This window comes from Bradyrhizobium sp. USDA 4353 (genome assembly GCF_054063215.1).
The window spans coordinates 5,922,965-5,945,931 of sequence record NZ_JBSSGB010000001.1; the positions used below are offsets into that span (position 1 = coordinate 5,922,965).

The 22,967-nt window shown below is 64.4% G+C and carries 23 protein-coding genes and 2 tRNA genes; 4 read left to right on the top strand and 21 right to left on the bottom strand.

Annotated features, from left to right (window positions below):
- Positions 1-3: 3 nt before the first annotated feature.
- The 16 genes from ACVILH_RS26860 to ACVILH_RS26935 form a co-directional block, all read right to left on the bottom strand.
- Positions 4-1,512 carry an NADH-quinone oxidoreductase subunit M gene (locus tag ACVILH_RS26860; protein ID WP_456715580.1) on the bottom strand — a complete coding sequence of 503 codons (1,509 nt, stop codon included), beginning with the start codon at positions 1,510-1,512 and terminating at the stop codon, positions 4-6.
- On the bottom strand, positions 1,509-3,599 hold the full coding sequence (gene nuoL, locus ACVILH_RS26865) for an NADH-quinone oxidoreductase subunit L (RefSeq protein ID WP_456715581.1): 2,091 nt from the start codon (positions 3,597-3,599) through the stop codon (positions 1,509-1,511). Before nuoL ends, ACVILH_RS26860 begins: the two co-directional genes overlap by 4 nt.
- A 64-nt stretch (positions 3,600-3,663) precedes the next feature.
- Positions 3,664-3,972 carry an NADH-quinone oxidoreductase subunit NuoK gene (gene nuoK, locus ACVILH_RS26870; protein ID WP_006611001.1) on the bottom strand — a complete coding sequence of 103 codons (309 nt, stop codon included), beginning with the start codon at positions 3,970-3,972 and terminating at the stop codon, positions 3,664-3,666.
- On the bottom strand, positions 3,969-4,607 hold the full coding sequence (locus ACVILH_RS26875; RefSeq protein ID WP_456715582.1) for an NADH-quinone oxidoreductase subunit J: 639 nt from the start codon (positions 4,605-4,607) through the stop codon (positions 3,969-3,971). The genes nuoK and ACVILH_RS26875 overlap by 4 nt, the downstream gene beginning before the upstream one ends.
- Positions 4,608-4,616: 9 nt before the next feature.
- The gene (gene nuoI / locus ACVILH_RS26880) at positions 4,617-5,105 is read right to left on the bottom strand and encodes an NADH-quinone oxidoreductase subunit NuoI (RefSeq protein ID WP_006611003.1); all 489 of its coding nucleotides are present in this window, start codon (positions 5,103-5,105) and stop codon (positions 4,617-4,619) included.
- Between the two features lie 7 nt (positions 5,106-5,112).
- The gene (gene nuoH, locus ACVILH_RS26885; RefSeq protein WP_434879868.1) at positions 5,113-6,183 is read right to left on the bottom strand and encodes an NADH-quinone oxidoreductase subunit NuoH; all 1,071 of its coding nucleotides are present in this window, start codon (positions 6,181-6,183) and stop codon (positions 5,113-5,115) included.
- Positions 6,184-6,193: 10 nt separating this feature from the next.
- Entirely contained in the window at positions 6,194-8,263 is a 2,070-nt protein-coding gene (nuoG, locus tag ACVILH_RS26890) for an NADH-quinone oxidoreductase subunit NuoG (protein ID WP_456715583.1), read from the bottom strand.
- Positions 8,264-8,278: 15 nt separating this feature from the next.
- Entirely contained in the window at positions 8,279-8,464 is a 186-nt protein-coding gene (locus tag ACVILH_RS26895; protein WP_456715584.1) for a hypothetical protein, read from the bottom strand.
- 27 nt (positions 8,465-8,491) lie between these two features.
- A complete protein-coding gene (nuoF, locus tag ACVILH_RS26900; RefSeq protein WP_456715585.1) occupies positions 8,492-9,817 on the bottom strand; it encodes an NADH-quinone oxidoreductase subunit NuoF in 1,326 nt (441 codons plus the stop codon).
- Positions 9,818-9,836: 19 nt separating this feature from the next.
- A complete protein-coding gene (locus tag ACVILH_RS26905; protein WP_257165730.1) occupies positions 9,837-10,052 on the bottom strand; it encodes a hypothetical protein in 216 nt (71 codons plus the stop codon).
- Positions 10,049-10,660, bottom strand: coding sequence for an NADH-quinone oxidoreductase subunit NuoE (gene nuoE / locus ACVILH_RS26910; protein WP_456715586.1), 612 nt, complete (start codon positions 10,658-10,660; stop codon positions 10,049-10,051). The genes ACVILH_RS26905 and nuoE overlap by 4 nt, the downstream gene beginning before the upstream one ends.
- A gap of 14 nt (positions 10,661-10,674) precedes the next feature.
- On the bottom strand, positions 10,675-11,634 hold the full coding sequence (locus tag ACVILH_RS26915; RefSeq protein ID WP_456715587.1) for an FkbM family methyltransferase: 960 nt from the start codon (positions 11,632-11,634) through the stop codon (positions 10,675-10,677).
- On the bottom strand, positions 11,634-12,830 hold the full coding sequence (locus ACVILH_RS26920; protein WP_456715588.1) for an NADH-quinone oxidoreductase subunit D: 1,197 nt from the start codon (positions 12,828-12,830) through the stop codon (positions 11,634-11,636). Before ACVILH_RS26920 ends, ACVILH_RS26915 begins: the two co-directional genes overlap by 1 nt.
- A gap of 14 nt (positions 12,831-12,844) precedes the next feature.
- On the bottom strand, positions 12,845-13,450 hold the full coding sequence (locus ACVILH_RS26925) for an NADH-quinone oxidoreductase subunit C (protein ID WP_006611011.1): 606 nt from the start codon (positions 13,448-13,450) through the stop codon (positions 12,845-12,847).
- Positions 13,451-13,461: 11 nt separating this feature from the next.
- Positions 13,462-14,043: a NuoB/complex I 20 kDa subunit family protein gene (locus ACVILH_RS26930; RefSeq protein WP_456717084.1), complete on the bottom strand. Its 582-nt coding sequence runs from the start codon at positions 14,041-14,043 to the stop codon at positions 13,462-13,464.
- Positions 14,040-14,405: an NADH-quinone oxidoreductase subunit A gene (locus ACVILH_RS26935; RefSeq protein WP_006611013.1), complete on the bottom strand. Its 366-nt coding sequence runs from the start codon at positions 14,403-14,405 to the stop codon at positions 14,040-14,042. The genes ACVILH_RS26930 and ACVILH_RS26935 overlap by 4 nt, the downstream gene beginning before the upstream one ends.
- A 612-nt stretch (positions 14,406-15,017) precedes the next feature.
- Between ACVILH_RS26935 and ACVILH_RS26940 the strand changes: the two genes are divergently transcribed.
- Positions 15,018-15,218, top strand: a complete 201-nt coding sequence (locus tag ACVILH_RS26940) for a hypothetical protein (RefSeq protein WP_456715589.1) — start codon at positions 15,018-15,020, stop codon at positions 15,216-15,218.
- 195 nt (positions 15,219-15,413) lie between these two features.
- Here ACVILH_RS26940 and ACVILH_RS26945 read toward each other — a convergent pair.
- A tRNA-Asp gene (locus ACVILH_RS26945) sits at positions 15,414-15,490 on the bottom strand.
- A gap of 571 nt (positions 15,491-16,061) precedes the next feature.
- Between ACVILH_RS26945 and pepT the strand changes: the two genes are divergently transcribed.
- Positions 16,062-17,318 carry a peptidase T gene (gene pepT, locus ACVILH_RS26950; protein ID WP_456715590.1) on the top strand — a complete coding sequence of 419 codons (1,257 nt, stop codon included), beginning with the start codon at positions 16,062-16,064 and terminating at the stop codon, positions 17,316-17,318.
- A gap of 18 nt (positions 17,319-17,336) precedes the next feature.
- Here pepT and ACVILH_RS26955 read toward each other — a convergent pair whose 3' ends face one another.
- Complete coding sequence (locus ACVILH_RS26955; RefSeq protein WP_456715591.1) at positions 17,337-18,194, bottom strand: class I SAM-dependent methyltransferase; 858 nt, start codon at positions 18,192-18,194, stop codon at positions 17,337-17,339.
- A gap of 224 nt (positions 18,195-18,418) precedes the next feature.
- Between ACVILH_RS26955 and ACVILH_RS26960 the strand changes: the two genes are divergently transcribed.
- The gene (locus ACVILH_RS26960; protein WP_456715592.1) at positions 18,419-19,246 is read left to right on the top strand and encodes a metallophosphoesterase family protein; all 828 of its coding nucleotides are present in this window, start codon (positions 18,419-18,421) and stop codon (positions 19,244-19,246) included.
- Here the strand turns inward: ACVILH_RS26960 and ACVILH_RS26965 are convergent.
- Positions 19,185-19,670, bottom strand: a complete 486-nt coding sequence (locus ACVILH_RS26965; protein ID WP_456715593.1) for a cyclic nucleotide-binding domain-containing protein — start codon at positions 19,668-19,670, stop codon at positions 19,185-19,187. The genes ACVILH_RS26960 and ACVILH_RS26965 overlap by 62 nt on opposite strands.
- A gap of 140 nt (positions 19,671-19,810) precedes the next feature.
- Between ACVILH_RS26965 and ACVILH_RS26970 the strand changes: the two genes are divergently transcribed.
- The gene (locus tag ACVILH_RS26970; RefSeq protein WP_456715594.1) at positions 19,811-20,020 is read left to right on the top strand and encodes a hypothetical protein; all 210 of its coding nucleotides are present in this window, start codon (positions 19,811-19,813) and stop codon (positions 20,018-20,020) included.
- A 37-nt stretch (positions 20,021-20,057) separates the two neighbouring features.
- Here ACVILH_RS26970 and ACVILH_RS26975 read toward each other — a convergent pair.
- Both ACVILH_RS26975 and lon read right to left on the bottom strand, forming a co-directional pair.
- Positions 20,058-20,134, bottom strand: a tRNA-Val gene (locus ACVILH_RS26975).
- A 170-nt stretch (positions 20,135-20,304) separates the two neighbouring features.
- A complete protein-coding gene (lon, locus tag ACVILH_RS26980; protein ID WP_456715595.1) occupies positions 20,305-22,728 on the bottom strand; it encodes an endopeptidase La in 2,424 nt (807 codons plus the stop codon).
- Positions 22,729-22,967 lie beyond the last annotated feature (239 nt).

Sequence of the window (22,967 nt, forward strand, 5' to 3'; positions counted from 1 at the left end):
TCATCATTGGAGCAGCGCGGCGGCCTTCACGGCCGTCACGGCGGTATTGTAGTTGGTGACGAGCTGCTGCACCGAGGCCGCCGACATGTCCAGGATCGGCTTCGGATAGACGCCGAACAGGATGGTCAGCGCCACCAGCGGAAACAGGATCACGCCTTCTCGCAGCGTGAGATCCTTGATGCTCGCGAGCGACGGCTTGGTCAGCGCGCCGAACACCACCTTGCGGTAGAGCCACAACGCGTAGCCGGCCGAGAGGATGACGCCGAAGGTCGCGAAGAACGCGGTCGGGATCGACACCTTGAAGGTGCCGAGCAACGTCATGAACTCGCCGACGAAGCCGGAGGTGCCGGGCAGGCCGACATTGGCCATGGTGAACACCATGAACACCAGCGCGTAGATCGGCATCCGGTTGACGAGGCCGCCATAGGCCGCGATCTCACGGGTGTGCATGCGGTCGTAGACGACGCCGACGCAGAGGAACAGCGCGCCCGAGACGATGCCGTGCGAGATCATCTGGAAAACGCCGCCGGCGACACCCTGCATGGTGCCGGCGAAGATGCCCATCGTGACGAAGCCCATATGCGCAACCGACGAGTAGGCAATGAGCTTCTTGATGTCCTCCTGCATCAGCGCGACCAGCGAGGTGTAGATGATCGCGATCGCCGACAGCGTCCAGACCAGCGGCGCGAAGTCGTGCGACGCCAGCGGGAACATCGGCAGCGAGAAGCGCAGGAAGCCGTAGCCGCCCATCTTCAAGAGGATCGCAGCCAGGATCACCGAGCCCGCCGTGGGCGCCTCGACGTGCGCGTCCGGCAGCCAGGTGTGAACCGGCCACATCGGCATCTTCACCGCGAAGGACGCGAAGAAGGCGAGCCATGCCCAGGTCTGCAAGGACCGCGGCACCGCCGTGTGCATCAGGGTCGGAATGTCGGTCGTGCCGGCGTTCCAGTACAGCGCCATGATGGCGAGCAACATCAGCACCGAGCCGAGCAAGGTGTAGAGGAAGAACTTGAACGACGCGTAGACCCGGCGCGGGCCGCCCCAGACACCGATGATCAGGAACATCGGGATCAGGCCGCCCTCGAAGAACAGATAGAACAGCACGAGGTCGAGCGCCGAGAAGGTGCCGACCATCAGCGTTTCCAGGATCAGGAACGCCATCATGTATTCGCGCAGGCGGTTCTTGACTGACTTCCAGCTCGCCACGATGCAGAACGGCATCAGGGCGGTGGTGAGGATCACGAACGGCAGCGAGATGCCGTCGACACCCATGTGATAGCTGATGCCGGCCGCCAGCCAGTTCTTCTTCTCGACGAACTGGAAGTCGGTCTGGTTGGGGTCGAAGCGCAGCACCAGGATCACCGACACCGCGAAGGTGATCAGCGTGGTCCACAGCGCGATCCAGCGCGCATTGCGCTGGGCGGCCTCGTCGTCGCCCCGGACCAGATAGATCAGCAGCGCACCGACGAGCGGCAGGAAGGTGACGACAGAGAGAATTGGCCAGGTGGTCATTGCTGGCCCCCCATGAACATGAACCAGGTGATCAGGCCGGCGACGCCGATCAGCATGGCAAAGGCATAGTGATAGAGATAACCGGTCTGGATCTTGACGACGTTGCGCGTGACGTCGAGCACCCGCGCGGAGACGCCGTCCGGACCGAACCCGTCGATGACGAAACCGTCGCCCTTCTTCCAGAGGAAGCGGCCGAGCCACTTCGCCGGACGAACGAAGATCACGTCATACAGCTCGTCGAAGTACCACTTGTTGAGCAGGAAGTTGTAAAGCAGCGGCTGCTGCGCGGCGAGCTCCTCCGGAATGTCCGGACGCTTGATGTAGAAGAAGTAAGAGACCGCGAAGCCACCGACCATCATGATGAAGGGCAGCTGGCCCAGCCAGAACGGCATGTGCTCCATGTCCTCCAGGATGTGCGGGTTCATCTTCAGCGACTCGCCGAAGAAGTGCTCGACACCGTGGGGGTCGACGAACAGGCCCTTGAACGGGAAGCCCGCCAGGATCGAGCCCGCCGCGAGAACCCCGATCGGGATCAGCATCCAGATCGGGCTCTCGTGCGCAGCGTCGTAGTGATGCTGGTCGTGCGGGGTGCCGAAGAAGGTCTTGAACACCAGACGCCAGGAATAGAACGAGGTCAGGCCGGCCGCGACGATCGTGAGGAAGTAGGCATAGGTCGCGAACGGATTGTGCGCGGCATAGGCGGCCTCGATGATCGCGTCCTTGGAGAAGAAGCCGGCGAAGCCCGGGAAGCCGGTCAGCGCCAGCGTGCCCACCGTCATCACCGCGAAGGTGTACGGGATCTTGCGCCACAGGCCGCCCATGTTGCGGATGTCCTGCTCGTGGTGCATCGCATAGATCACCGAGCCGGCGCCCAAGAACAGCAACGCCTTGAAGAAGGCGTGCGTGAACAGATGGAACATGCCGACCGAGTAGGCCCCTGCTCCCATCGCCACGAACATATAGCCGAGCTGCGAGCAGGTCGAGTAGGCGACGATGCGCTTGATGTCGTTCTGCACGAGGCCGACGGTGGCCGCGAAGAACGCGGTGGTGGCGCCAAAGAACATCACCACCGCCTGCGCGTTCGGCGCGAGCTCGAACAGCGGCGACAGGCGCGCCACCATGAAGACGCCGGCGGTGACCATGGTTGCGGCGTGGATCAGCGCCGAGACCGGGGTCGGACCTTCCATCGCGTCCGGCAGCCAGGTGTGCAGCAGGAACTGCGCCGACTTGCCCATCGCGCCCATGAACAGCAGCAGACAGGTCAAGGTCAGCGCATCGGCATGCCAGCCGAGGAAGTTGATGGTCGTCTTGCCCGCAATGCTCGGCGCAGCGGCGAAGATGGTCTCGAAGTCGGTGGACTTCGTCAGCAGGAAGATCGCGAAGATGCCGAGCGCGAAACCGAAGTCGCCGACGCGGTTGACGACGAAGGCCTTGATGGCGGCAGCATTGGCCGAGGGCTTCTGGAACCAGAAGCCGATCAGCAGGTAGCTCGCCAGACCCACGCCCTCCCAGCCGAAGAACAGCTGCACGAGGTTGTTCGCGGTCACCAGCATCAGCATCGCGAAGGTGAACAGCGAGAGATAGGCGAAGAAGCGCGGACGGTTCGGATCCTCGTCCATGTAGCCGATCGAATAGAGATGCACGAGCGAGGACACGCTCGTCACCACGACCAGCATCACCGCCGTCAGCGTATCGACGCGCAGCGACCAGGACACCTGCAACTCGCCGGAATTGATCCAGGGCAGCAGCTCCTTCACACCAGCTTCGTGGTGCATGAAGCCGACGCTGACCAGGGTCGCCCAGGACAGCGCGGCCGAGACGAACAGCAGCGCCGTGGTGATCGCCTGCGCGGCCCAGGTGCCGGAGGCTGGCGGCTCGGCGACATGGTGATCGTCGTGGCCATGGCCATGGTCGTCGTGAGCGTGGTCGTCATGCGCATGGGCATGCGCGTCGGCGGCGCCATGCGCATGGTCGTCGTGATGCTCGACCTCGTCGCCGCTCGGATGGCGCCCATGCGCCCCGAGCAGCGCGATCAGGCCGGCCAGGATCGCGCCCAGCAGCGGCAGAAAGACAATGGCCTGGATCATTCGCCCGTTCCCTTACGCATGACCTTGCCGGCGAGCCGGCCCCCACTCTTGCGGATCATGCGCCTTAGCCCTTCATCAGATTGACGTCTTCGACCGCGATCGAGCCGCGGTTGCGGAAATAGACCACCAGCACCGCAAGACCGATCGCGGCCTCGGCCGCGGCAACCGTCAGCACCAGCAGCGCGAACACCTGGCCGACGATGTCGCCGAGGAAGGTCGAGAACGCCACCAGGTTGATGTTGACGGCGAGCAGGATCAGCTCGACCGACATCAGGATCACGATGATGTTCTTGCGGTTGAGGAAGATGCCGAGGATGCCGAGCGTGAACAGCATCGCGGCGACCGCGAGGTAGTGCCCCAGTCCGATGGTCATTTCACCCACTCCGCGGCATCCGTGTCCTGCAGCCCCTGCCCGACCGCGACCTTGCGAACGGCCATCGCCATCTCCGGCGTGCGGGCGTTCTGGACGTTGATGTCCTGGCGCTTGACGCTCGCCTTGTGGCGCAAGGTCAGCACGATCGCGCCGATCATCGCCACCAGCAGGATCATGCCCGACAGCTGGAAGTAATGGACGTACTTCGTATAGAGCACGAGGCCGAGCGCCTCGGTGTTGGTGACGTTGGTCGGGATCGCCGCCGTGATAGCCTTGGGCGTCGACGGGTTGATGACCCAGTACGACACCGTCAGCAGGAGCTCGAACAGGAAGATGCCGCCGATCACGAGGCCGATCGGCATGTACTGCAGGAAGCCCTCGCGGAGCTCGGTGAAGTCCACGTCGAGCATCATGATCACGAACAGGAACAGCACCGCGACCGCGCCGACATAGACGACGATCAGGATCATCGCCAGGAACTCCGCGCCCATCAGCACGAACAGGCCGGAGGCGTTGACGAAGGCGAGGATCAGATAGAGCACCGAGTGAACGGGGTTCTTCGAGACGATCACCATCACGGCCGAGGCCACGCAGACCGCCGCGAAGAGATAAAAGAAGAGCGCAGGAAGGATCATCGGACGGCCTCAGCGGTACGGCGCGTCGAGCGCGATGGCTTTGGAGATCTCGCGCTCCCAGCGGTCGCCGTTCGCGAGCAGCTTGGCCTTGTCATAGTACAGCTCCTCGCGGGTCTCGGTCGCGAACTCGAAGTTCGGGCCCTCGACGATCGCGTCCACCGGACAGGCTTCCTGGCACAGGCCGCAATAGATGCACTTCACCATGTCGATGTCGTAGCGCACCGTACGGCGGGTGCCGTCGTTGCGGCGCGGACCAGCCTCGATGGTGATCGCCTGCGCCGGGCAGACGGCCTCACACAGCTTGCAGGCGATGCAGCGCTCTTCGCCATTGGGATAGCGGCGCAACGCATGCTCGCCGCGGAAGCGCGGCGAGATCGGGCCCTTCTCGAACGGATAGTTCAGGGTCGGCTTGGGCTGGAAGAAGTAGCGCATCGCGAGGAAGAACGCAGAGACGAACTCCTGCAGCAGCAGCGACCGTGCAGTGGCGGAGATGTTCATGACAGCCTCATTTCGGCGCGATGCCGGCGAAGTGCAGCACGCCCGCGACAACGACCACCATGACCAGCGACAGCGGCAGGAACACCTTCCAACCGAGTCGCATCAACTGGTCGTAGCGGTAGCGCGGCACGATCGCTTTCGCCATCGCGATCAGGAAGAACATGAAGAACAGTTTCAGCGAGAACCAGATGACGCCGGGCACCCAGTTGAACGGCGCCACGTCGATCGGCGGCAGCCAGCCGCCAAGGAACAGGATCGTCGCCAGCGCGCACATCGTGGTGATCGCGACATATTCGCCGAGCATGAAGAGGAGATACGGCGTCGAGCCGTACTCGACCATGAAGCCGGCGACGAGCTCCGATTCCGCCTCGACCAGATCGAAGGGCGGGCGGTTGGTCTCGGCCAGCGCCGAGACGTAGAACACCACGAACATCGGGAACAGCGGCCAAACGTACCAGTTCAGGATGGTCAGCTGCGGCAGGCCGATCAGGCTGGCGAGGCCGCGCGCATGCTGCGCCTCGACCACGGCAGAGAGGTTCAGGGTGCCGGCGCACAGCAGCACGGTGATGATCACGAAGCCGATCGAGACCTCGTAGGACACCATCTGTGCCGCGGAGCGGAGCGCCGCCAGGAACGGATACTTCGAGTTCGACGACCAGCCGGCCATGATGATGCCGTAGATCGACAGCGACGAGATCGCGAAGATGAAGAGGATGCCGACATTGATGTCGGCGATCGCCCAGCCGAGATTGGTCGGGATCACCGCCCAGGCCGCGAGCGCAAGCACGCAGGACACCAGCGGCGCGAGCAGGAACACGCCCTTGTTGGCGCCAGCCGGAATGATCGGCTCCTTGAGCACGAACTTCAGCAGGTCGGCGAACGACTGGAACAGGCCGAAGGGCCCGACCACGTTGGGGCCGCGCCGGATCTGCACCGCAGCCCAGATCTTGCGGTCGGCGAGCAGAATGTAGGCGATCGCGACCAGGAGGACGACAAGGAGCAGCACGCTCTGCGCGATCATGATGATCAGCGGCCAGAGGAAGCCGGTCCAGAACGAGCTTGCGAAGAAATCAGCCATCAGGTCACGCTCACTCCGCTGCCGTCAGCATCTGCCCGGAGGCCAGGCGGGAGCATTCCGCCATGACCGCCGAGGCGCGCGCGATCGGATTGGTGAGATAGAAGTCGTCGACGACAGGCTTGAACGGCGCCTTTTCGAGGCTGCCGCCCTTGCCCGCCAGGGTCTTGATGTCGGCGATCTTGCCGGCCTCGATCTGGTCGATGCGACCAAGATGCGGCACCGCCTTGATGATCTCGGCGCGCAGCGCCGCCATCGAGTCGTAGCCGAGCTTGCGGCCGAGCACGTCGGACAGCGCGCGGATGATCGCCCAGTCCTCGCGGGCCTCGCCCGGCGGGAACGACGCCCGCGCCGCGATCTGCACCCGGCCCTCGGTGTTGACGTAGAGGCCGGACTTCTCGGTGTAGGCCGCGCCCGGCAGGATGACGTCGGCGCGATGCGCGCCGCGGTCGCCATGGGTGCCGATATAGACGGTGAACACGCCCTCGGGCACCTCGACCTCGTCGGCACCGAGCAGGAACATCACGTCCATGGTGCCGAAGGTGGTCATCTGGGCGCCGGTGAGCCCGGTGCCGTTGAAGCCGATGTCGAGCGCGCCGACGCGCGAGGCCGTGTCATGCAGCACGGCAAAGCCGTTCCAGTCGTCGCGCACCGCGTTGACGTCCATCGCGATCTTGGCGGCGAGCGCCAGGATCGCCCCGCCATCATGGCGCGCAGCAGCGCCGGCGCCGACCAGCACGATCGGGTTCTTGGCGTTGCGGAACGCGGTCGCGAAGGAATGCTTGCCGGCGGCGACGTCGCTGAGCGAATCCGTGCCCGCGCCGATGTGCTCATAGGCGTAAGTGAGATCGGCCTTGGGACCGACCACACCGACCTTGAGCTGGCCGGAGCGCCAGCGCTTGCGGATGCGGGCGTTGAGCACGGCCGCTTCCTTGCGCGGATTGGCGCCGATGATCAGGATCGCGTCGGCCTGCTCGATCCCTGCAATGGTCGGATTGAACAGATAGGAGGCGCGGCCGAGCTTGGCATCGAAGCTGTCACCGCCCTGCACCGCCACATTGGTCGAGCCGAGCTTGGCGAGCAGATCCTTGAGCGCGTACATCTCCTCGACCGCCGCGAGGTCGCCGGCGATGGCGCCGATGCGCTTGCCGTCGATGCGCGACAGTTTTGCAGCGATCGCCTTGAATGCCTCGGGCCACGTGGCCGGGCGCAGCTTGCCGTCCTCACGCACATAGGGACGATCCAGCCGCTGCGTGCGCAGGCCGTCGACGACGTGACGGGTCTTGTCGGAGATCCACTCCTCGTTCACAGCATCGTTGACGCGCGGCAGGATGCGCATCACCTCGCGGCCGCGGGTGTCGACGCGGATCGCCGAGCCCAGGCCGTCCATGACATCGATCGACTGCGTCTTGCCAAGCTCCCAGGGACGGGCCGTGAAGGCATAGGGCTTGGACGTCAGCGCGCCGACCGGGCAGATGTCGACCAGATTGCCCTGCAGCTCCGAGCTCAGCGCCTGCTCGAGATAGGTCGTGATCTCCATATCCTCGCCGCGGCCGGTCGCGCCCATCTCCGGCACGCCGCAGACCTCGGCCGAGAAGCGGACGCAACGCGTGCACTGGATGCAGCGGGTCATCGAGGTCTTGACCAGCGCGCCGAGATACTTGTCCTCGACGGCGCGCTTGTTCTCGGCGTAGCGGCTGGTGTCGACACCATAGCCCATCGCCTGATCCTGCAGGTCGCACTCGCCACCCTGGTCGCAGATCGGGCAGTCCAGCGGATGATTGATCAGAAGGAATTCCATCACGCCTTCGCGCGCCTTCTTGACCATCGGCGACCGCGTCGAGATCTCCGGCGGCTCGCCCTTCGGGCCCGGCCGGCAGTCGCGCACGCCCCAGGCGCAGCTCGCGACCGGCTTGGGTCCGCCCTTTACCTCGACCAGGCACATCCGGCAGTTGCCGGCGATCGACAGCCGCTCATGATAGCAGAAACGCGGAATCTCGGCGCCAGCCGCCTCGCACGCCTGCAGCAGCGTGTACTCCGGCGGCACATCGATCTCTTTGCCATCGATGATGATCTTGGTCATTGCCTCAAGTCTTTCTCAATGCGTCGCGTCGGACAGTTCGAGGCGCCTCTCGACCCTGTCAACACGCAGCTCCAGACGATCCAGCCGCCGATTGACGCCAGCCAGACCTTCCTCGATCGCCGTGACGCGGATTTTGAGATCCTGCAGATCCTCGGCCATCCGTTCGGTGCGCTGATCGATCTTTCTCAGGATCGCCAGCACGATGTTGTCAGGCTCTGTCGCCATCACCTACTCCGCCGCCACCATGTGCGCGGGATCGCGCACGCCGACGTCGTCGGCATCGGCCTTGTGCGAATACTGGTCGATGCGCGCTTCGATCTCGTGACGGAAATGCGTAATCAGGCCCTGGATCGGCCAGGCCGCGGCGTCACCGAGCGCGCAGATCGTGTGACCCTCGATCTGCTTGGTGACCTCCAGCAGCATGTCGATCTCGCGCTTGTGGGCGCGGCCCTCGGCCATGCGGGTCAGCACGCGCCACATCCACCCGGTGCCTTCGCGGCACGGCGTGCACTGGCCGCAGCTCTCATGCTTGTAGAAATAGGATATGCGCGCGATCGCCCGGATCAAGTCCGTCGACTTGTCCATCACGATCACGGCCGCGGTACCGAGGCCCGAGCGCAGCTTCGACAGGCTGTCGAAATCCATCGGCGTGTCGATGATCTGCTCGGCCGGCACCATGCGCACCGACGAGCCGCCGGGGATAACAGCCTTCAGATTGTCCCAGCCGCCGCGGATGCCGCCGCAATGCTTCTCAATCAGCTCGCGGAACGGAATGCCCATCGCCTCTTCGACGTTGCAGGGCCGCTCGACATGACCGGAGATGCAGAACAGTTTGGTGCCGACATTGTTCGGCCGGCCGATGCCGGCGAACCATGAGGCGCCACGGCGAAGGATGGTCGGCGCGACCGCGATCGACTCGACGTTGTTGACCGTGGTCGGGCAGCCATAGAGACCGACGTTGGCCGGGAACGGCGGCTTCAGCCGCGGCTGGCCCTTCTTGCCCTCGAGGCTCTCGAGCAGCGCGGTCTCCTCGCCGCAGATATAGGCGCCGGCACCATGTGCGACATAGATGTCGAACGGCCAGCCGTGGATGTTGTCCTTTCCGACCAGCTTCGCGTCATAGGCCTGGTCGATCGCCGCCTGCAGCCGCTCGCGCTCGCGGATGAACTCGCCGCGCACATAGATGTAGCAGGTGTGCGCGTTCATCGCGAAGCTGGCGAGCAGACAGCCCTCGACGAGATGATGCGGATCGTGCCGCATGATCTCGCGATCCTTGCAGGTGCCGGGCTCGGACTCGTCGGCATTGACGACGAGATAGCTCGGCCGGCCGTCGGTCGATTCCTTCGGCATGAACGACCATTTCAGGCCGGTCGGGAAGCCTGCGCCGCCGCGGCCGCGCAGGCCGGACGCCTTCATCTCGTTGATGATCCAGTCGCGGCCCTTCTCGATCAGCCCCTTGGTGCCGTCCCAGCTGCCGCGACGGCGTGCGCCTTCGAGGCCCCAATCGTGCAGGCCGTAGAGGTTGGTGAAGATGCGGTCCTTGTCGTCGAGCATCAGACGGCTTCCTCTGACATCAGCGGTTCGACTGCATGGTGGCGATGAAGGCGGCACAGCCGCCGAATACCAAGGCCCACAGCAGACTGGACTCCAGCGTCGCGTTCAGCGCGAACCGCTGCAGTACGAAAATGAAAGCGGCGGCTGCGAGCGTATGCAGCGCCACGTAGCGCCAATTCTTCATCGCGGCGCCCTCTTGGCTCAGGGCCGCAACGCGGGTGCGATTGCGGCTCATGTCTTCTCCTTCAGCGTCGTCGGTCCGCCCGCCGGCGCCGAGAACTGGCGGCCGTTCTGCGGACCCGGCGTCGGCAAATTGCCGGTCGCGAAGCCGTCGAGCACCTTGCCGAAGCTTTCCGGCGTCAGGTCCTCATAGGTATCCTTCCAGACCTGCACCATCGGCGCATTCACGCAGGCGCCCAGGCACTCGACTTCTTCCCAGCTGAAATCGCCGTCCTTGGAGAGGTGGAACGGATCATGATGGATGCGGTGCTTGCAGACCTCGATCAGCTCCTCGGCGCCGCGCAGCCGGCACGGCGTCGTGCCGCAGACCTGGACATGCGCCTTCTTGCCGACCGGTTGCAGCTGGAACATCGTGTAGAAGGTCGCGATCTCCAGCACGCGGATATAGGGCATGCTCAGCATGTCGGCGACGAACCGGATGGCGGCTTCCGAGACCCAGCCCGCGTTCTGCTCCTGGGCGCGCCACAGGATCGCGATCACGGCCGAGGCCTGGCGGCCTTCCGGGTACTTGGCGATCTGGGCCTTGGCGAAGGCGAGGTTTTCATCCGTGAACGCAAAGCTCGCGGGCTGGACTTCCTTCGGGGCAAGACGGCGGACGGACATGGCTCTCTAGTCTTTCATTGCATGCGGCGCGCGGCACTTGCATTGAGCGCTGCGACGCGATTCTGCCAGAAGGCACTTGCAGTTCCGAACACGTTGTAGCCGACGTGCGTGGACACCTTGATACGGTCGAGGATCGACAATTCGGTCACGGTCTCGAAGCGGCGGCTGGCAGGGTCATAAACCAGGAGCTGCATCGGGGTCTGATCGAGGATGTAGCGCGAGACCGTATGGTTGCGGTCCTGGCCATGCTCCTCGCACAGGATCATGCTGTCGGTCGCGAGCAGCCGCGCCCCGCCCTTGATCGCCTCGATCTCGACGCCCTCGACGTCGAGCTTGATCAGGTACTTGCCGGAGGCTGCGACCTTGCCGTCGTCGATCAGGTCATCGAGCGCCATCACCGGCACCTGCTCGCCATCAGCACTGTCGCCGGCGATGCTAAAGGCCTCGTGCTTGGTGCCGGTCAGATGCGCCACGCCGCGGCTTTCGCCGATCGCGCACTTCATCACCTCGAAGCGGCCGCCGTTGATGTCAGCGTTGTTGGCGAGCTTGGCGAAATTCGCCGCGGACGGCTCGATGGCGATCACCCTGTGCGCGCCATAGGGCGCGCTCGAGACCAGCACCGACCAATAGCCGTAATTGGCGCCGCCATCGATGAAGGTGTAGTCGACGTCGACAGCGCCGAGGAACAGCAGCTCGAGCTCGTCCTCGTACTTGTAGTCGCGGTTGAGCAGCTTGCTCCAATAACCGTCGCCGTAGGGGAACTCGAACACCGCATCGGCATTGAGTTTCACCGCAAGATTGCGCTCCGGTAGCGCCAGCCGCAACAGATTGGCGCAGCGATTATAGCCGCGATGCGAGAAGTGCGACGAGATCTTCGAGCCGGTGGACAGCGCCAATGCAGCCGTGCGCTCCCAGAGGTTCGCCCCTTCGAGCGCCCCTGAAGCACGATCGAACTGGATCGGCGCATGGCCCATCAGCGATCCACCTCTCCGAACACGATGTCGAGCGAGCCGAGGATGGCCGAGACGTCCGCCAGCAGGTGGCCGCGGCAGAGGAAGTCCATCGCCTGCAGATGGGCGAAGCCCGGCGCGCGGATCTTGCACTTGTACGGCTTGTTGGTGCCGTCGGCGACGAGATAGACGCCGAACTCGCCCTTCGGCGCCTCGACGGCCGCATAGATCTCGCCGGCCGGCACGTGCACGCCTTCGGTGTAGAGTTTGAAGTGGTGGATCAGCGCTTCCATCGAGCGCTTCATCTCGCCACGGCGCGGCGGCGCGATCTTGTTGTCGGTGATCAGCACCGGGCCCTGCCCGTCAGGCGCGCGCAGCTTGGCGATGCACTGCTTCATGATGCGCACGGACTGACGCATCTCTTCCATGCGGATGAGATAGCGGTCGTAGCAGTCGCCGTTCTTGCCGATCGGAACGTCGAAATCCATCTCGGCATAGACGTCGTAGGGCTGCGACTTGCGCAGGTCCCAGGCGGCGCCGGAGCCGCGCACCATCACGCCGGAGAAGCCCCACTCCCAGGCCTGCTTCAAGGTGACGACGCCGATGTCGACGTTGCGCTGCTTGAAGATCCGGTTGCCGGTCAAGAGCTGGTCGAGATCGTCGACCACCTTCAGGAACGGATCGCAGAACGCGTCGATGTCGTCGATCAGCTTGGTCGGCAGGTCCTGGTGGACGCCGCCGATGCGGAAGTAGTTGGCGTGCATGCGCGAGCCGGAGGCGCGCTCATAGAACACCATCAGCTTCTCGCGCTCCTCGAAGCCCCACAGCGGCGGGGTCAGCGCGCCGACGTCCATCGCCTGCGTGGTGACGTTGAGAAGATGCGACAGCAGACGGCCGATCTCGGAATACAGCACGCGGATCAGCTGGCCACGGCGCGGCACCTCGATGCCGAGCAGGCGCTCGGCGGCGAGGCAGAACGCATGCTCCTGGTTCATCGGCGCGACGTAGTCGAGCCGATCGAAGTAGGGCATCGCCTGCAGATAGGTCTTGGTCTCGATCAGCTTCTCGGTGCCGCGATGCAACAGGCCGATATGCGGATCGACACGCTCGACGACCTCGCCGTCCAGCTCCAAAACTAGACGAAGCACGCCGTGGGCCGCCGGATGCTGCGGGCCGAAGTTGATCGTGAAGTTTCGGAGTGCCGGGCTCTGCTCGTTCATGCTGAAGCTCCCACTCACTTATTCGCTTTCTCGTCGCCCGGCAGCGGATAGTCCGCGCCTTCCCAGGGCGAGAGGAAATCGAACTTGCGGAATTCCTGGTTGAGCCGGACCGGCTCGTAGATCACCCGCTTCTCCTGGTCGTCGTAGCGCACCTCGACGAAGCCGGTCGTCGGAAAGTCCTTACGCAGCGGGTGACCATCGAAGCCGTAATCGGTGAGGATGCGGCGCATGTCGGGATGGCCGACGAAGATCACGCCGTAGAGATCGTAGGTCTCGCGCTCGAACCAGTCGGCGCCCGGGAAGACGTCGATCAGCGACGGGATCTGCGTCGTCTCGTCGGCCTCCGCCTTGAGCCGGATGCGGGTGTTCAGGGCCGGCGACAGGAAGTGGTAGACGACCTCGAAGCGCTTGGCGCGCTCGGGGTAGTCGACCGCCGTGATGTCCGTGAAGTTGATGAACCGGCAGGCCGGGTCATCGCGCAGATGCTTCACGACCTCGACGATCCGGGCCGGCTCGACGTTGACCGTGAGCTGGTTGAAAGCGACCGAATGACCGAGAGCGGCGCCCGGGAGCGCGCTCACGATCGTCTGCCCAAGGGCGTCGAGCCTGCCGTCGTCCATGACCAAAACCTTCAGCGTTCGATGGTGCCGGTGCGACGGATCTTCTTCTGCAGCAGCAGAACACCGTACAGCAGCGCTTCCGCGGTCGGCGGACAGCCGGGCACATAGATGTCAATGGGAACGATGCGATCGCAGCCGCGGACCACCGAATAGGAATAGTGGTAGTAGCCGCCGCCATTGGCGCAGGATCCCATCGAGATGACGTAGCGCGGCTCCGGCATCTGGTCGTAGACCTTGCGCAGCGCCGGCGCCATCTTGTTGGTCAGGGTGCCGGCCACGATCATAACGTCCGACTGGCGCGGCGAGGCACGCGGCGCGAAGCCGAAGCGCTCGACGTCGTAGCGCGGCATCGAGACCTGCATCATCTCGACGGCGCAGCACGCCAAGCCGAACGTCATCCACATCAAGGAGCCGGTGCGGGCCCAGGTGATGAGATCGTCAGCGGCGGCAACGAAGAATCCCTTGTCCGACAGCTCGTGCTTGACCTCGAGGAAATACGGGTCGTTGGCACCAACAGGCCTGCCGGTCGCGGGATCGAGAATGCCCTTCGGGGCCGGTGCGGTCACCGGACCAGAGGACGGGGTCGGGCTCAATCCCATTCAAGCGCGCCTTTCTTCCATTCGTAGGCAAACCCGACCGTCAGCACGGCCAGGAACACCAGCATCGACCAGAAGCCGGCTGCGCCGAGCTTGCCGAATGCGACTGCCCAGGGGAACAGGAAGGCGACTTCGAGGTCGAAGATGATGAAAAGGATGGCAACCAGGTAGAAGCGGACGTCGAACTTCATGCGCGCGTCATCGAACGCATTGAAGCCGCATTCGTACGCGGAGAGCTTCTCGGGATCGGGCTGCTGGTAGGCGACCACGAAGGGCGCGATCAGCAGCACCACGCCGATGATGGCTGCAACACCTATGAAAACGACGAGGGGGAGATAGTTCTGAAGGATGCCGGTCATCGGCGCCACTTTCCTCTGCGATTTCGGTGCAAACCGCAGACTCGCTGCATTGGAATTGGTCGAAGCCTTAGCGCAGCGCACCAAGCCGCGCAAGACAAGCCATCTCAAGCCCGTCATCCCTCCCCACATTGCGGAAACCCGGACACACAGGTGAGTGCGACCGCCGCAGCATGGGCGCTGCGCTCGCGTCACGGACCCGGAGCAATACGGTGTTCGACTCGACATCGACCGATTGCTGACAGGGTCAGCGATCGCGAGCACGCACGACACTGTGCGCAGGCAGAGCTGGTCAGAGACGGGGTGCGGAGCAGCGATCGGATGACCGCGGGTGGGGTGCGGTTGGGTGATGACCCGATACGCTTCCGCTATCGAGTCAGATGGTCGCGGCAGCCTGCCGAATCAAGGAGCAGCGTGGGCGCGGCGCGGTGCCTGGATCACGGCGCTGCTGGCGCAGGTCGAGGCGGCCACTGATCGAGCCGCTTACCCCCGATTGCTGCAACGATCCCTGCAACCGATGAAACCATTTTGAGGAAACCAAGAAACCGGATCGAAACAAAGCGGCGGTAGATATACGGCCAACAAAGTGGCGCTCTGAGACGCCGGGAGGCTGACATGAACCACTCGATCCATTCCGCAGACCGCTCGACCCATCTGAAGATCGTGATCGTTGCCCTCATTGCAGGCATCGCCGTGACCGCCTTCGGGATCGCGGCCCGCACCAATGGCGATTACAGCCAGACGGCCTCGCATGCGCCCGTCAAGGCCGGCAAGCCGGTGGTCGTGACGAGTTCCAACGACTCGATGGTGCGCTGAGCGCCGTTCGCGCCGCATCGGTCAGACCCAGATCTGTGCCAGGCCGCCCTAGTGGCAGCCTTTTTCGTGTCCAATCAGCCGATGACGCGAGTTGCCGCACGCGAAGCGCAGCACGAGCGCATACCGACAGGCCGACTGATACTGGAGCGTTTGGAGGGAGCCGGGCCGGCGGATCAACGAGGGGGCCATTTGAAATGGCGCGAGAGACGGGGCTCGAACCCGCGACCTCCGGCGTGACAGGCCGGCGCTCTAACCAACTGAGCTACTCCCGCGTGATCGCGAAATCCCGCGGAGGAGTGCGACTTAAAGGGGCGATGTTTCGAAGTCAAGGACAATGAAACCGGATTTGTGAGAAGTCGTTGATAGGCGCCCAAGACTAGCCGGCAGCATCGCTTCCGCGCCTGCCCAGGTCGATCAGGACCGTGTCCTTGGACGGATGGGCCTGCCGCACACACCAACATGCCAGTCCCGGCCGTATCCTCCCGGCGGTCGGCAGCACATCGGCCGGGGCCCGCCTGCACGAGGCCGGGAGCTACCGACACATTGCGCCGGTCACACAACCCACGTCCGGCTCTCAGCCGACTTTCCCGCACGCGCCTTGCTACAGATCGGGATGATGACGGCGAATCGTCCAGCCCCTCCGAAGCAGCGACACCGAAGCGCGGGACACGCAGATCCCAAGCCGTCCCGGCCGACCGCGCGAAGCGCGGATTCCGAATGGCTCCCCCGCCGTGCGCTGTGACATACTAGAGCCGCGCAGGTCTGGTATGTGGTATACGCAGTCTGATATATTGGTATCTTTGCTATTGAAGGTAACATAATCCTCCAGAATCCCTGGTGCTCATGCCCGACACGTCGCTGAACTTCACCCACACCGTCCTCGAGCGGTTTCTCCGCTATGTCGTGATCGACACCCAGTCGGATCCGACGTCGCCCACCTGCCCCTCGACATTAAAGCAGAAGAATCTCGGCCGTCTGCTCGCCGACGAGTTGCAGGCGATGGGCCTGCCGGATGCTCACCTGGACGATCACGGCTACGTCTATGCGACGATCCCTGCGACCACCGACAAGACCGTGCCGGTGATCTGCTTCTGCTCGCACATGGACACCTCGCCGGACTGCTCCGGAGCCGATGTGAAGCCGCAGATCGTGCGCAACTACCAGGGCGGCGAGATCGTGCTGCCGGGCGATCCAGCCCAGGTGATCCGCCCGGCCGAGCATCCGGCCCTCAAGGACCAGATCGGCTGCGACATCGTCACCTCCGACGGCACCACCCTGCTCGGCGCCGACAACAAGGCCGGCATCGCCGAGATCATGGACGCGGCACAGTTCCTGATCAGCCATCCCGAGATCAAGCACGGCACCATCAAGATCCTGTTCACGCCTGACGAGGAGATCGGCCGCGGCGTCGACCGCGTCGACCTGAAGAAGCTCGGCGCCGACTTCGGCTACACGATGGACGGCGAGACCGCCGGCAACATCGAGGACGAGACGTTTTCGGCCGACGGCGCGACGATCATTATCAACGGCGTCAGCGCGCATCCCGGCTTTGCCAAGGGCAAGATGGAGCACGCCATCAAGATCGCCTCCGCGATCGTCGAGCGCCTGCCGAAGGACACCAGCTCGCCGGAGACCACCGAGGGCAAGGAAGGCTTCCTGCATCCGGTCGGCGTGTCCGGGACGCTGGAGCAGGCCCGGCTCGACTTCATCGTGCGCGACTTCAGCGAGCAGGGTCTGCGGCAGAAGGAGGCGCTGCTCGAGGATATCGTCAAGGACGTGATGCGGGACTATCCGCGCTCCAGCTACGAGATGCAGGTCAAGGCGCAGTATCGCAACATGAAGGAGGTCATCGACCTCCATCCGGAGATCGTGACCTATGCCGAGGACGCGATCCGTCGCGCCGGGCTGACGCCGGTCCGGACATCGATTCGCGGCGGCACCGACGGCTCGCGGCTGTCCTTCATGGGACTGCCCTGCCCTAACATCTTTGCCGGCGAGCACGCTTTCCACTCCAGGCAGGAATGGGTCAGCGTCCGCGACATGGAGAAGGCGGTGCAGACCATCGTGCACTTGGCAATGATCTGGGAGGAGCGCTCCTGAAGCTGCGCGGCGCGGGCCTCAGGCGCGCGCCGTCACCAGCCAGATCGAGCCGGACAGCGTGACGCTGCCGCCGCTCTGGTATTGGGCGAGCAGTTCGCGGACCGACTGACGCGCGGCCTCGCGCGTGTCAGCGGGATGGCCCTCCAACGCGCGGCTGGCGGGGCCGATCTCGAACGCCGATTGCACGGCCGCCTCGAGCCCCTGCCCGCGCGCGATGTCGAGCGACAGCGCATGGGCCTCCAGCGCCACATCGCTGAAGCCCGCCTCGCCGAGAATGCGCGTGACGCGCGTCTCGGATGCGAAGGCGAAGGGACCGGGATCCTCCGGCGCCATCTCCGGCAGCTTCGGGACATGGCGATATACCGCCTGCAGCGGCGCGATCATCCACGGATTGGCCTTGGGCTCGCGCCAGCAGGCGAACACGACGCGGCCGCCGGGCTTGAGCGCCGTTCGTAGATTGGCAAACGACGTCACGGGATCGGCGAAGAACATCACGCCGAAGCGCGACACCAGCAGGTCGAAGCTCGCCGGCGGGAACGGGTGCACGGTGGCGTCCGCCAGCACGAACTCGACGGGAAGATTGGCCGGCGCCACCTCACGCGCCCGCGCCAGCATCGGCGCGGAGATGTCGATGCCGAGCACCGATCCACCAGGCGCGACCTGCCCGGCCAGCGCGATCGCCAGGCCGCCGCAGCCGCAGCCGACGTCGAGAATGCGATCGCCCGGCTTGGCCGCGATGCGCTCGATCAGGATCTGCGACACCGGCGCCAGCAGGACGTCCTGCGCCTCCTGGCGATCCGACCAGCGCTGGCCGCCCGGCCCGTTCCAATAGGCGATCTGGTCGGCATTGCGGTCGTGGCCTGCGGGCAGTTGCATGATGCGCCTTGTCTGATGCCGTCGTCGAAACCGCATCGCGCACGCATGGCTCTCGCCTGTCAAGGCACGAGCGCGCGACCCGACCGCAGCCAGGACCACCCGCGATACCGTCGATGGCCGGCCAACCGACGCGAGGATGGCCTGCTGGCGCTGGCGGCGTTGAGATGCGATAGCGGGGGAGAATCTGGTCCCGCTCTTGCTTCGACCTGCGCGTCAGGAGTCTCATGCGCTGTCTCGTCGTTGCCGATCTTCACTACACGCTGCCGCAGTTCGACTGGCTGGTCGCGGCGGCCGATCATTTCGATACGGTCATCTTCGCCGGCGATGCGCTCGATCTCGCCTCGATCGTCGACATCCGGGCGCAGATCGTGGTGGTGAAAAAACATCTCGCGCTGCTCGCGGCCAAGACCCGCGTGATGATCTGCTCCGGCAATCACGATCTAGAGGAGCGCAGCGCGGCGGGCGAGAAGATCGCAGCCTGGATCGGGACGGTCCGCGAGCTCGGCATTGCCGCCGATGGCGACGACGTCGCGGTGGGCGACACGCTGGTCTCGGTCTGCCCCTGGTGGGACGGTCCGCTCGTCCAGGCGCAGATCGGACGCCAGCTCGCCGCGGCTGCCGCGCGCCATCCGCCGCACTGGATCTGGGTGCACCACGCCCCGCCGGCGAATTCGCCGGTGAGCTGGGGCGGCAAGCGCTATTTCGGCGACACCGCGCTCGAGGGCTTCATCGCGCGGCACCGGCCGGCAATGGTGATCTCGGGCCATGTCCACCAGTCGCCTTTCATTACGGACGGCTCGTGGTTCGATCGTCTCGGGGAGACCTGGGTGTTCAACACCGGCCGTCAGCCCGGACGGCCACCGACCTACATCGTGATCGACACCGACGCGCAGCGCGCGTTCTGGCTGGCGGCGGGGCAAGCCGAATGGATCGATCTCGCCGCAGCGCTGCAACGACCAGCCCAGCCGGTCATGGTGGCGCCGGACTGGCTCAGAGCCTTGGATCGGATTCCAGATCCGTTCCTGGCGCGACCTGCTGCGGCGGCAGGTTGATCATGCTCTGCAGGACGTCGCCGACCATCGAGAGGTGCGTGCCGTGGCCGGCATATTGCCGCTTGAGGTCGGCGAGAAAAATGTTGGCGACATTGAGCCGCTGCGCCAACATCCGCGCGATCGCCAGGGTCGCTTCGGGATTTTCGGTGAGGAAGCGCTGCGCATCCATGATCTCGTAGATCCGGCAGTCGGCGAGCGCCCGCACCGTCGCCGTATGCGGCTGCTCCAGCAGCAGCGACATTTCTCCGAACAGCGCACCCGGCTCCGAGACGACAGCCACCGCCGCCCCGGCCTTGATGACCTCGAGCCGGCCTTCGAGCAGGATGTAGAGATGCCCGGTGTTGCCGCCCTCTTCCAGGAGGGCAACACCCGCATTGATCGTCCGCTCAGCGCCTCCGCTACAATGGCGCAGAAAGTCGGTCATGTATTTGCCTCGACCTCGGTCCACGCAGCAGGGTAACGGAAGCACGGCCAATCGCCACACGAATTTGCGGCGACTGGCAGTACCGGCGCGGGAACGTCAGCCTGCGGGAGTCGACAAAGAGTGGGGGTTGAAGAGTAGGCATGAAGAACCAATGGGTTGATTTATTCTTTTCGTGGCTGCCGTTTCTGAGCCTGATCACGATCTGGTTCGCTTTCAGCAAACGAATGAACGTCACGAAGATGTCGACCGACCTGCATCAACACTATGAGCGGCAAATCGCGGAAAGCCAGCGCATGAACACGCTGCTGGAACGGATTGCGGTCAGCTTGGAGAAGCGCGCGGCTGAATAGCCGTTGTTCGACGGGCGGACCATTGGCCCTGCGCGGATGGTAGGCGGCGAGAGATTCGAACTCCCGACCCTCTCGGTGTAAACGAGATGCTCTAACCAGCTGAGCTAGCCGCCCTCACGCGCGCTTCTTTACCCCCTGCCCGACGCGCAATCAACGCCGGAACCGCACGGCGGCGCGGGAAAGCCGGGGCGCGGGCGCGACCTTCCGACGCCCCGGCGCAGCCGGATCCCTCAAACGAAAACGGCGCCCTCTCGGGCGCCGTCTCCTTTGGCTCAATTCCGACCTCAGTGGGCGGTCAGGCCGCCGGCGGCTTCGTCACCATCGGCCTTCACGGGCACCTTGGTGTCCTCTTCCCAGACGATCGGCACCGGCTTGCGGACCAGGGCCCGGGCGACGACGTCGTCGAGACGGGCAACCGGGATGATCTCCATGCCGCCCTTGATCGCATCGGAAATCTCCGTGAGATCCTTGGCGTTGTCCTCGGGGATCAGCACCGTCTTGATGCCGCCGCGAGCGGCCGCCAGCAGCTTCTCCTTCAGACCGCCGATCGGCAGCACGCGACCACGCAAGGTGATCTCGCCGGTCATCGCGACGTCGTGACGGACCGGGATGCCGGTCATCACCGAGATAATCGTCGTCGCCATCGCCACGCCGGCCGAGGGGCCGTCCTTCGGGGTCGCCCCCTCCGGCACGTGGACGTGGATGTCACGCCGGTCGAACAACGGCGGCTCGATGCCGTAGTTGATCGCCCTGGAACGGACGAACGAGGCGGCAGCCGAGATCGACTCCTTCATGACGTCGCGCAGATTGCCCGTCACCGTCATCTTGCCCTTGCCGGGCATCATGACGCCTTCGATCGTCAGCAGCTCGCCGCCGACATCGGTCCAGGCCAAGCCCGTCACGATGCCGACCTGGTCGTCGCTCTCGATCTCGCCGAAGCGGTACTTCGGAACACCCAAGAATTCCTCGACGGTCTTCTCGGTGATCTTCACCGACTTCTTCTTGGACATCATGAGCTCCTTCACGGCCTTGCGGGCCAGTGTGGAAATCTCACGCTCCAGGTTACGCACGCCCGCCTCGCGGGTGTAGCGCCGGATCACATGCAGCAACGCATCGTCGTCGATCGACCACTCCTTCGAGTCCAGGCCGTGCTTGGAGATCGCGCTGGGGATCAAATGCTTGCGGGCGATCTCGACCTTCTCGGTCTCGGTGTAGCCCGCGATGCGGATGATCTCCATGCGGTCCATCAGCGGCCCGGGAATATTCAGCGTATTCGCGGTCGTGATGAACATGACGTTCGACAGGTCGTAGTCGACCTCCAGATAGTGATCGTTGAACGTCGTGTTCTGCTCGGGGTCCAGGACCTCCAGCAGCGCCGACGACGGGTCACCCCGGAAGTCCGAGCCCATCTTGTCGATCTCGTCCAGCAGGAAGAGCGGGTTCGAGGTCTTGGCCTTGCGCATCGACTGGATGATCTTGCCGGGCATCGAGCCGATATAGGTCCGGCGATGACCCCGGATCTCCGCCTCGTCGCGCACGCCGCCCAGCGACACGCGAACGAACTCGCGGCCGGTGGCCTTCGCGATCGACTTGCCGAGCGAAGTCTTGCCGACGCCGGGAGGTCCGACCAGGCACAGGATCGGGCCGGTCAGCTTGTTGGCGCGCGACTGCACGGCGAGATACTCGACGATCCGGTCCTTGACCTTCTCCAGACCATAGTGATCCGCATCCAGAACCGCCTGCGCGGCCTCCAGATCCTTCTTCACCTTGGACTTCTTGTTCCACGGAATCGACAGCAGCCAGTCCAGGTAGTTGCGCACGACGGTCGCTTCCGCGGACATCGGCGACATCTGGCGCAGCTTCTTCAACTCGTGCTGGGCCTTCTCGCGCGCTTCCTTGGAGAGCTTGGTCTTGTTGATTCGCTCTTCCAGATCGGCGAGCTCGTCGCGGCCGTCCTCGTCACCCAGCTCCTTCTGAATGGCCTTCATCTGCTCATTCAGGTAGTACTCGCGCTGGGTCTTCTCCATCTGGCGCTTGACGCGCGAGCGGATGCGCTTCTCGACCTGCAGCACCGAGATCTCGCTCTCCATCAGGCCCAGCACCTTCTCCAGGCGCGTGGTGACGGACAGCGTCTCCAGGATGCCCTGGCGATCGGCGATCTTGACGGCGAGATGCGAGGCGACGGTGTCGGCCAGCTTGCCGAAATCCGTGATCGACTGAACGACGCCGACGACCTCAGCCGAGATCTTCTTGTTCAGCTTCACATAGCTTTCGAAGTCCGACACGACGGAGCGTCCCAGCGCTTCGGCCTCGACCGACTTCGCGTCGGTGTCCTCAAGCGCAACGGCGGTGGCTTCGTAGTAGTCGGCGCGATCGGTGTACTTCTCGACGCGCGCGCGCTCCAGGCCTTCGACCAGCACCTTCACGGTGCCGTCGGGCAGCTTCAGGAGTTGCAGCACGCTGGCGAGCGTCCCGGTCTCGTAGATCGCATCCGGAGCTGGATCATCGTCGGACGCGTTCTTTTGCGTCGCCAGCATCACCAACGCGTCGTTCTTCATCACCTCTTCGAGGGCGCGAATGGATTTCTCGCGGCCCACGAACAGCGGAACGATGTTGTGCGGGAAGACGACGATGTCGCGGAGCGGCAGCACCGGATAGGCGTGGCTCTCGCCGTAAACGATGGTCGGCCGGGGTTTGGGGGTCGTCATGGCCTGTTCCTTTTGTTTAGCCCCCTTGCACGCAGTCCGCCATCGTGCGCAACCGCCACAAGGTGCGATCTGATCCTGACGTGACTGGCGCGTTGATATCGCCCGCTTGTCTCGGATCGTCTGTGAGGCGAATCCCGGGATTGAGATTTGTATCGCCACGCGACATTAGGTGGCTATCGACCCGGGGGGTGTCAAGTATCGGTAAACGCCCGCCAAAAACGGCTTTACGCAGCGGGGCA

What these genes read in the sequence shown, in the direction of transcription:
- ACVILH_RS26860 (WP_456715580.1), bottom strand. Translation starts at nt 1,512, where the DNA reads ATGACCACCTGGCCAATTCTCTCTGTCGTCACCTTCCTGCCGCTCGTC.
- nuoE (WP_456715586.1), bottom strand. Translation starts at nt 10,660, where the DNA reads ATGTCCGTCCGCCGTCTTGCCCCGAAGGAAGTCCAGCCCGCGAGCTTT.
- nuoK (WP_006611001.1), bottom strand. Translation starts at nt 3,972, where the DNA reads ATGACCATCGGACTGGGGCACTACCTCGCGGTCGCCGCGATGCTGTTC.
- ACVILH_RS26955 (WP_456715591.1), bottom strand. Translation starts at nt 18,194, where the DNA reads ATGCAACTGCCCGCAGGCCACGACCGCAATGCCGACCAGATCGCCTAT.
- ACVILH_RS26920 (WP_456715588.1), bottom strand. Translation starts at nt 12,830, where the DNA reads ATGAACGAGCAGAGCCCGGCACTCCGAAACTTCACGATCAACTTCGGC.
- ACVILH_RS26970 (WP_456715594.1), top strand. Translation starts at nt 19,811, where the DNA reads ATGAAGAACCAATGGGTTGATTTATTCTTTTCGTGGCTGCCGTTTCTG.
- lon (WP_456715595.1), bottom strand. Translation starts at nt 22,728, where the DNA reads ATGACGACCCCCAAACCCCGGCCGACCATCGTTTACGGCGAGAGCCAC.
- nuoI (WP_006611003.1), bottom strand. Translation starts at nt 5,105, where the DNA reads ATGAACATCTCCGCCACTGCACGGTCGCTGCTGCTGCAGGAGTTCGTC.
- pepT (WP_456715590.1), top strand. Translation starts at nt 16,062, where the DNA reads ATGCCCGACACGTCGCTGAACTTCACCCACACCGTCCTCGAGCGGTTT.
- ACVILH_RS26925 (WP_006611011.1), bottom strand. Translation starts at nt 13,450, where the DNA reads ATGGACGACGGCAGGCTCGACGCCCTTGGGCAGACGATCGTGAGCGCG.
- ACVILH_RS26905 (WP_257165730.1), bottom strand. Translation starts at nt 10,052, where the DNA reads ATGAGCCGCAATCGCACCCGCGTTGCGGCCCTGAGCCAAGAGGGCGCC.
- nuoF (WP_456715585.1), bottom strand. Translation starts at nt 9,817, where the DNA reads ATGCTCGACGACAAGGACCGCATCTTCACCAACCTCTACGGCCTGCAC.
- ACVILH_RS26960 (WP_456715592.1), top strand. Translation starts at nt 18,419, where the DNA reads ATGCGCTGTCTCGTCGTTGCCGATCTTCACTACACGCTGCCGCAGTTC.
- nuoH (WP_434879868.1), bottom strand. Translation starts at nt 6,183, where the DNA reads ATGGCTGATTTCTTCGCAAGCTCGTTCTGGACCGGCTTCCTCTGGCCG.
- ACVILH_RS26965 (WP_456715593.1), bottom strand. Translation starts at nt 19,670, where the DNA reads ATGACCGACTTTCTGCGCCATTGTAGCGGAGGCGCTGAGCGGACGATC.
- nuoG (WP_456715583.1), bottom strand. Translation starts at nt 8,263, where the DNA reads ATGACCAAGATCATCATCGATGGCAAAGAGATCGATGTGCCGCCGGAG.
- ACVILH_RS26940 (WP_456715589.1), top strand. Translation starts at nt 15,018, where the DNA reads ATGAACCACTCGATCCATTCCGCAGACCGCTCGACCCATCTGAAGATC.
- ACVILH_RS26875 (WP_456715582.1), bottom strand. Translation starts at nt 4,607, where the DNA reads ATGATCCTTCCTGCGCTCTTCTTTTATCTCTTCGCGGCGGTCTGCGTG.
- ACVILH_RS26915 (WP_456715587.1), bottom strand. Translation starts at nt 11,634, where the DNA reads ATGGGCCATGCGCCGATCCAGTTCGATCGTGCTTCAGGGGCGCTCGAA.
- nuoL (WP_456715581.1), bottom strand. Translation starts at nt 3,599, where the DNA reads ATGATCCAGGCCATTGTCTTTCTGCCGCTGCTGGGCGCGATCCTGGCC.
- ACVILH_RS26935 (WP_006611013.1), bottom strand. Translation starts at nt 14,405, where the DNA reads ATGACCGGCATCCTTCAGAACTATCTCCCCCTCGTCGTTTTCATAGGT.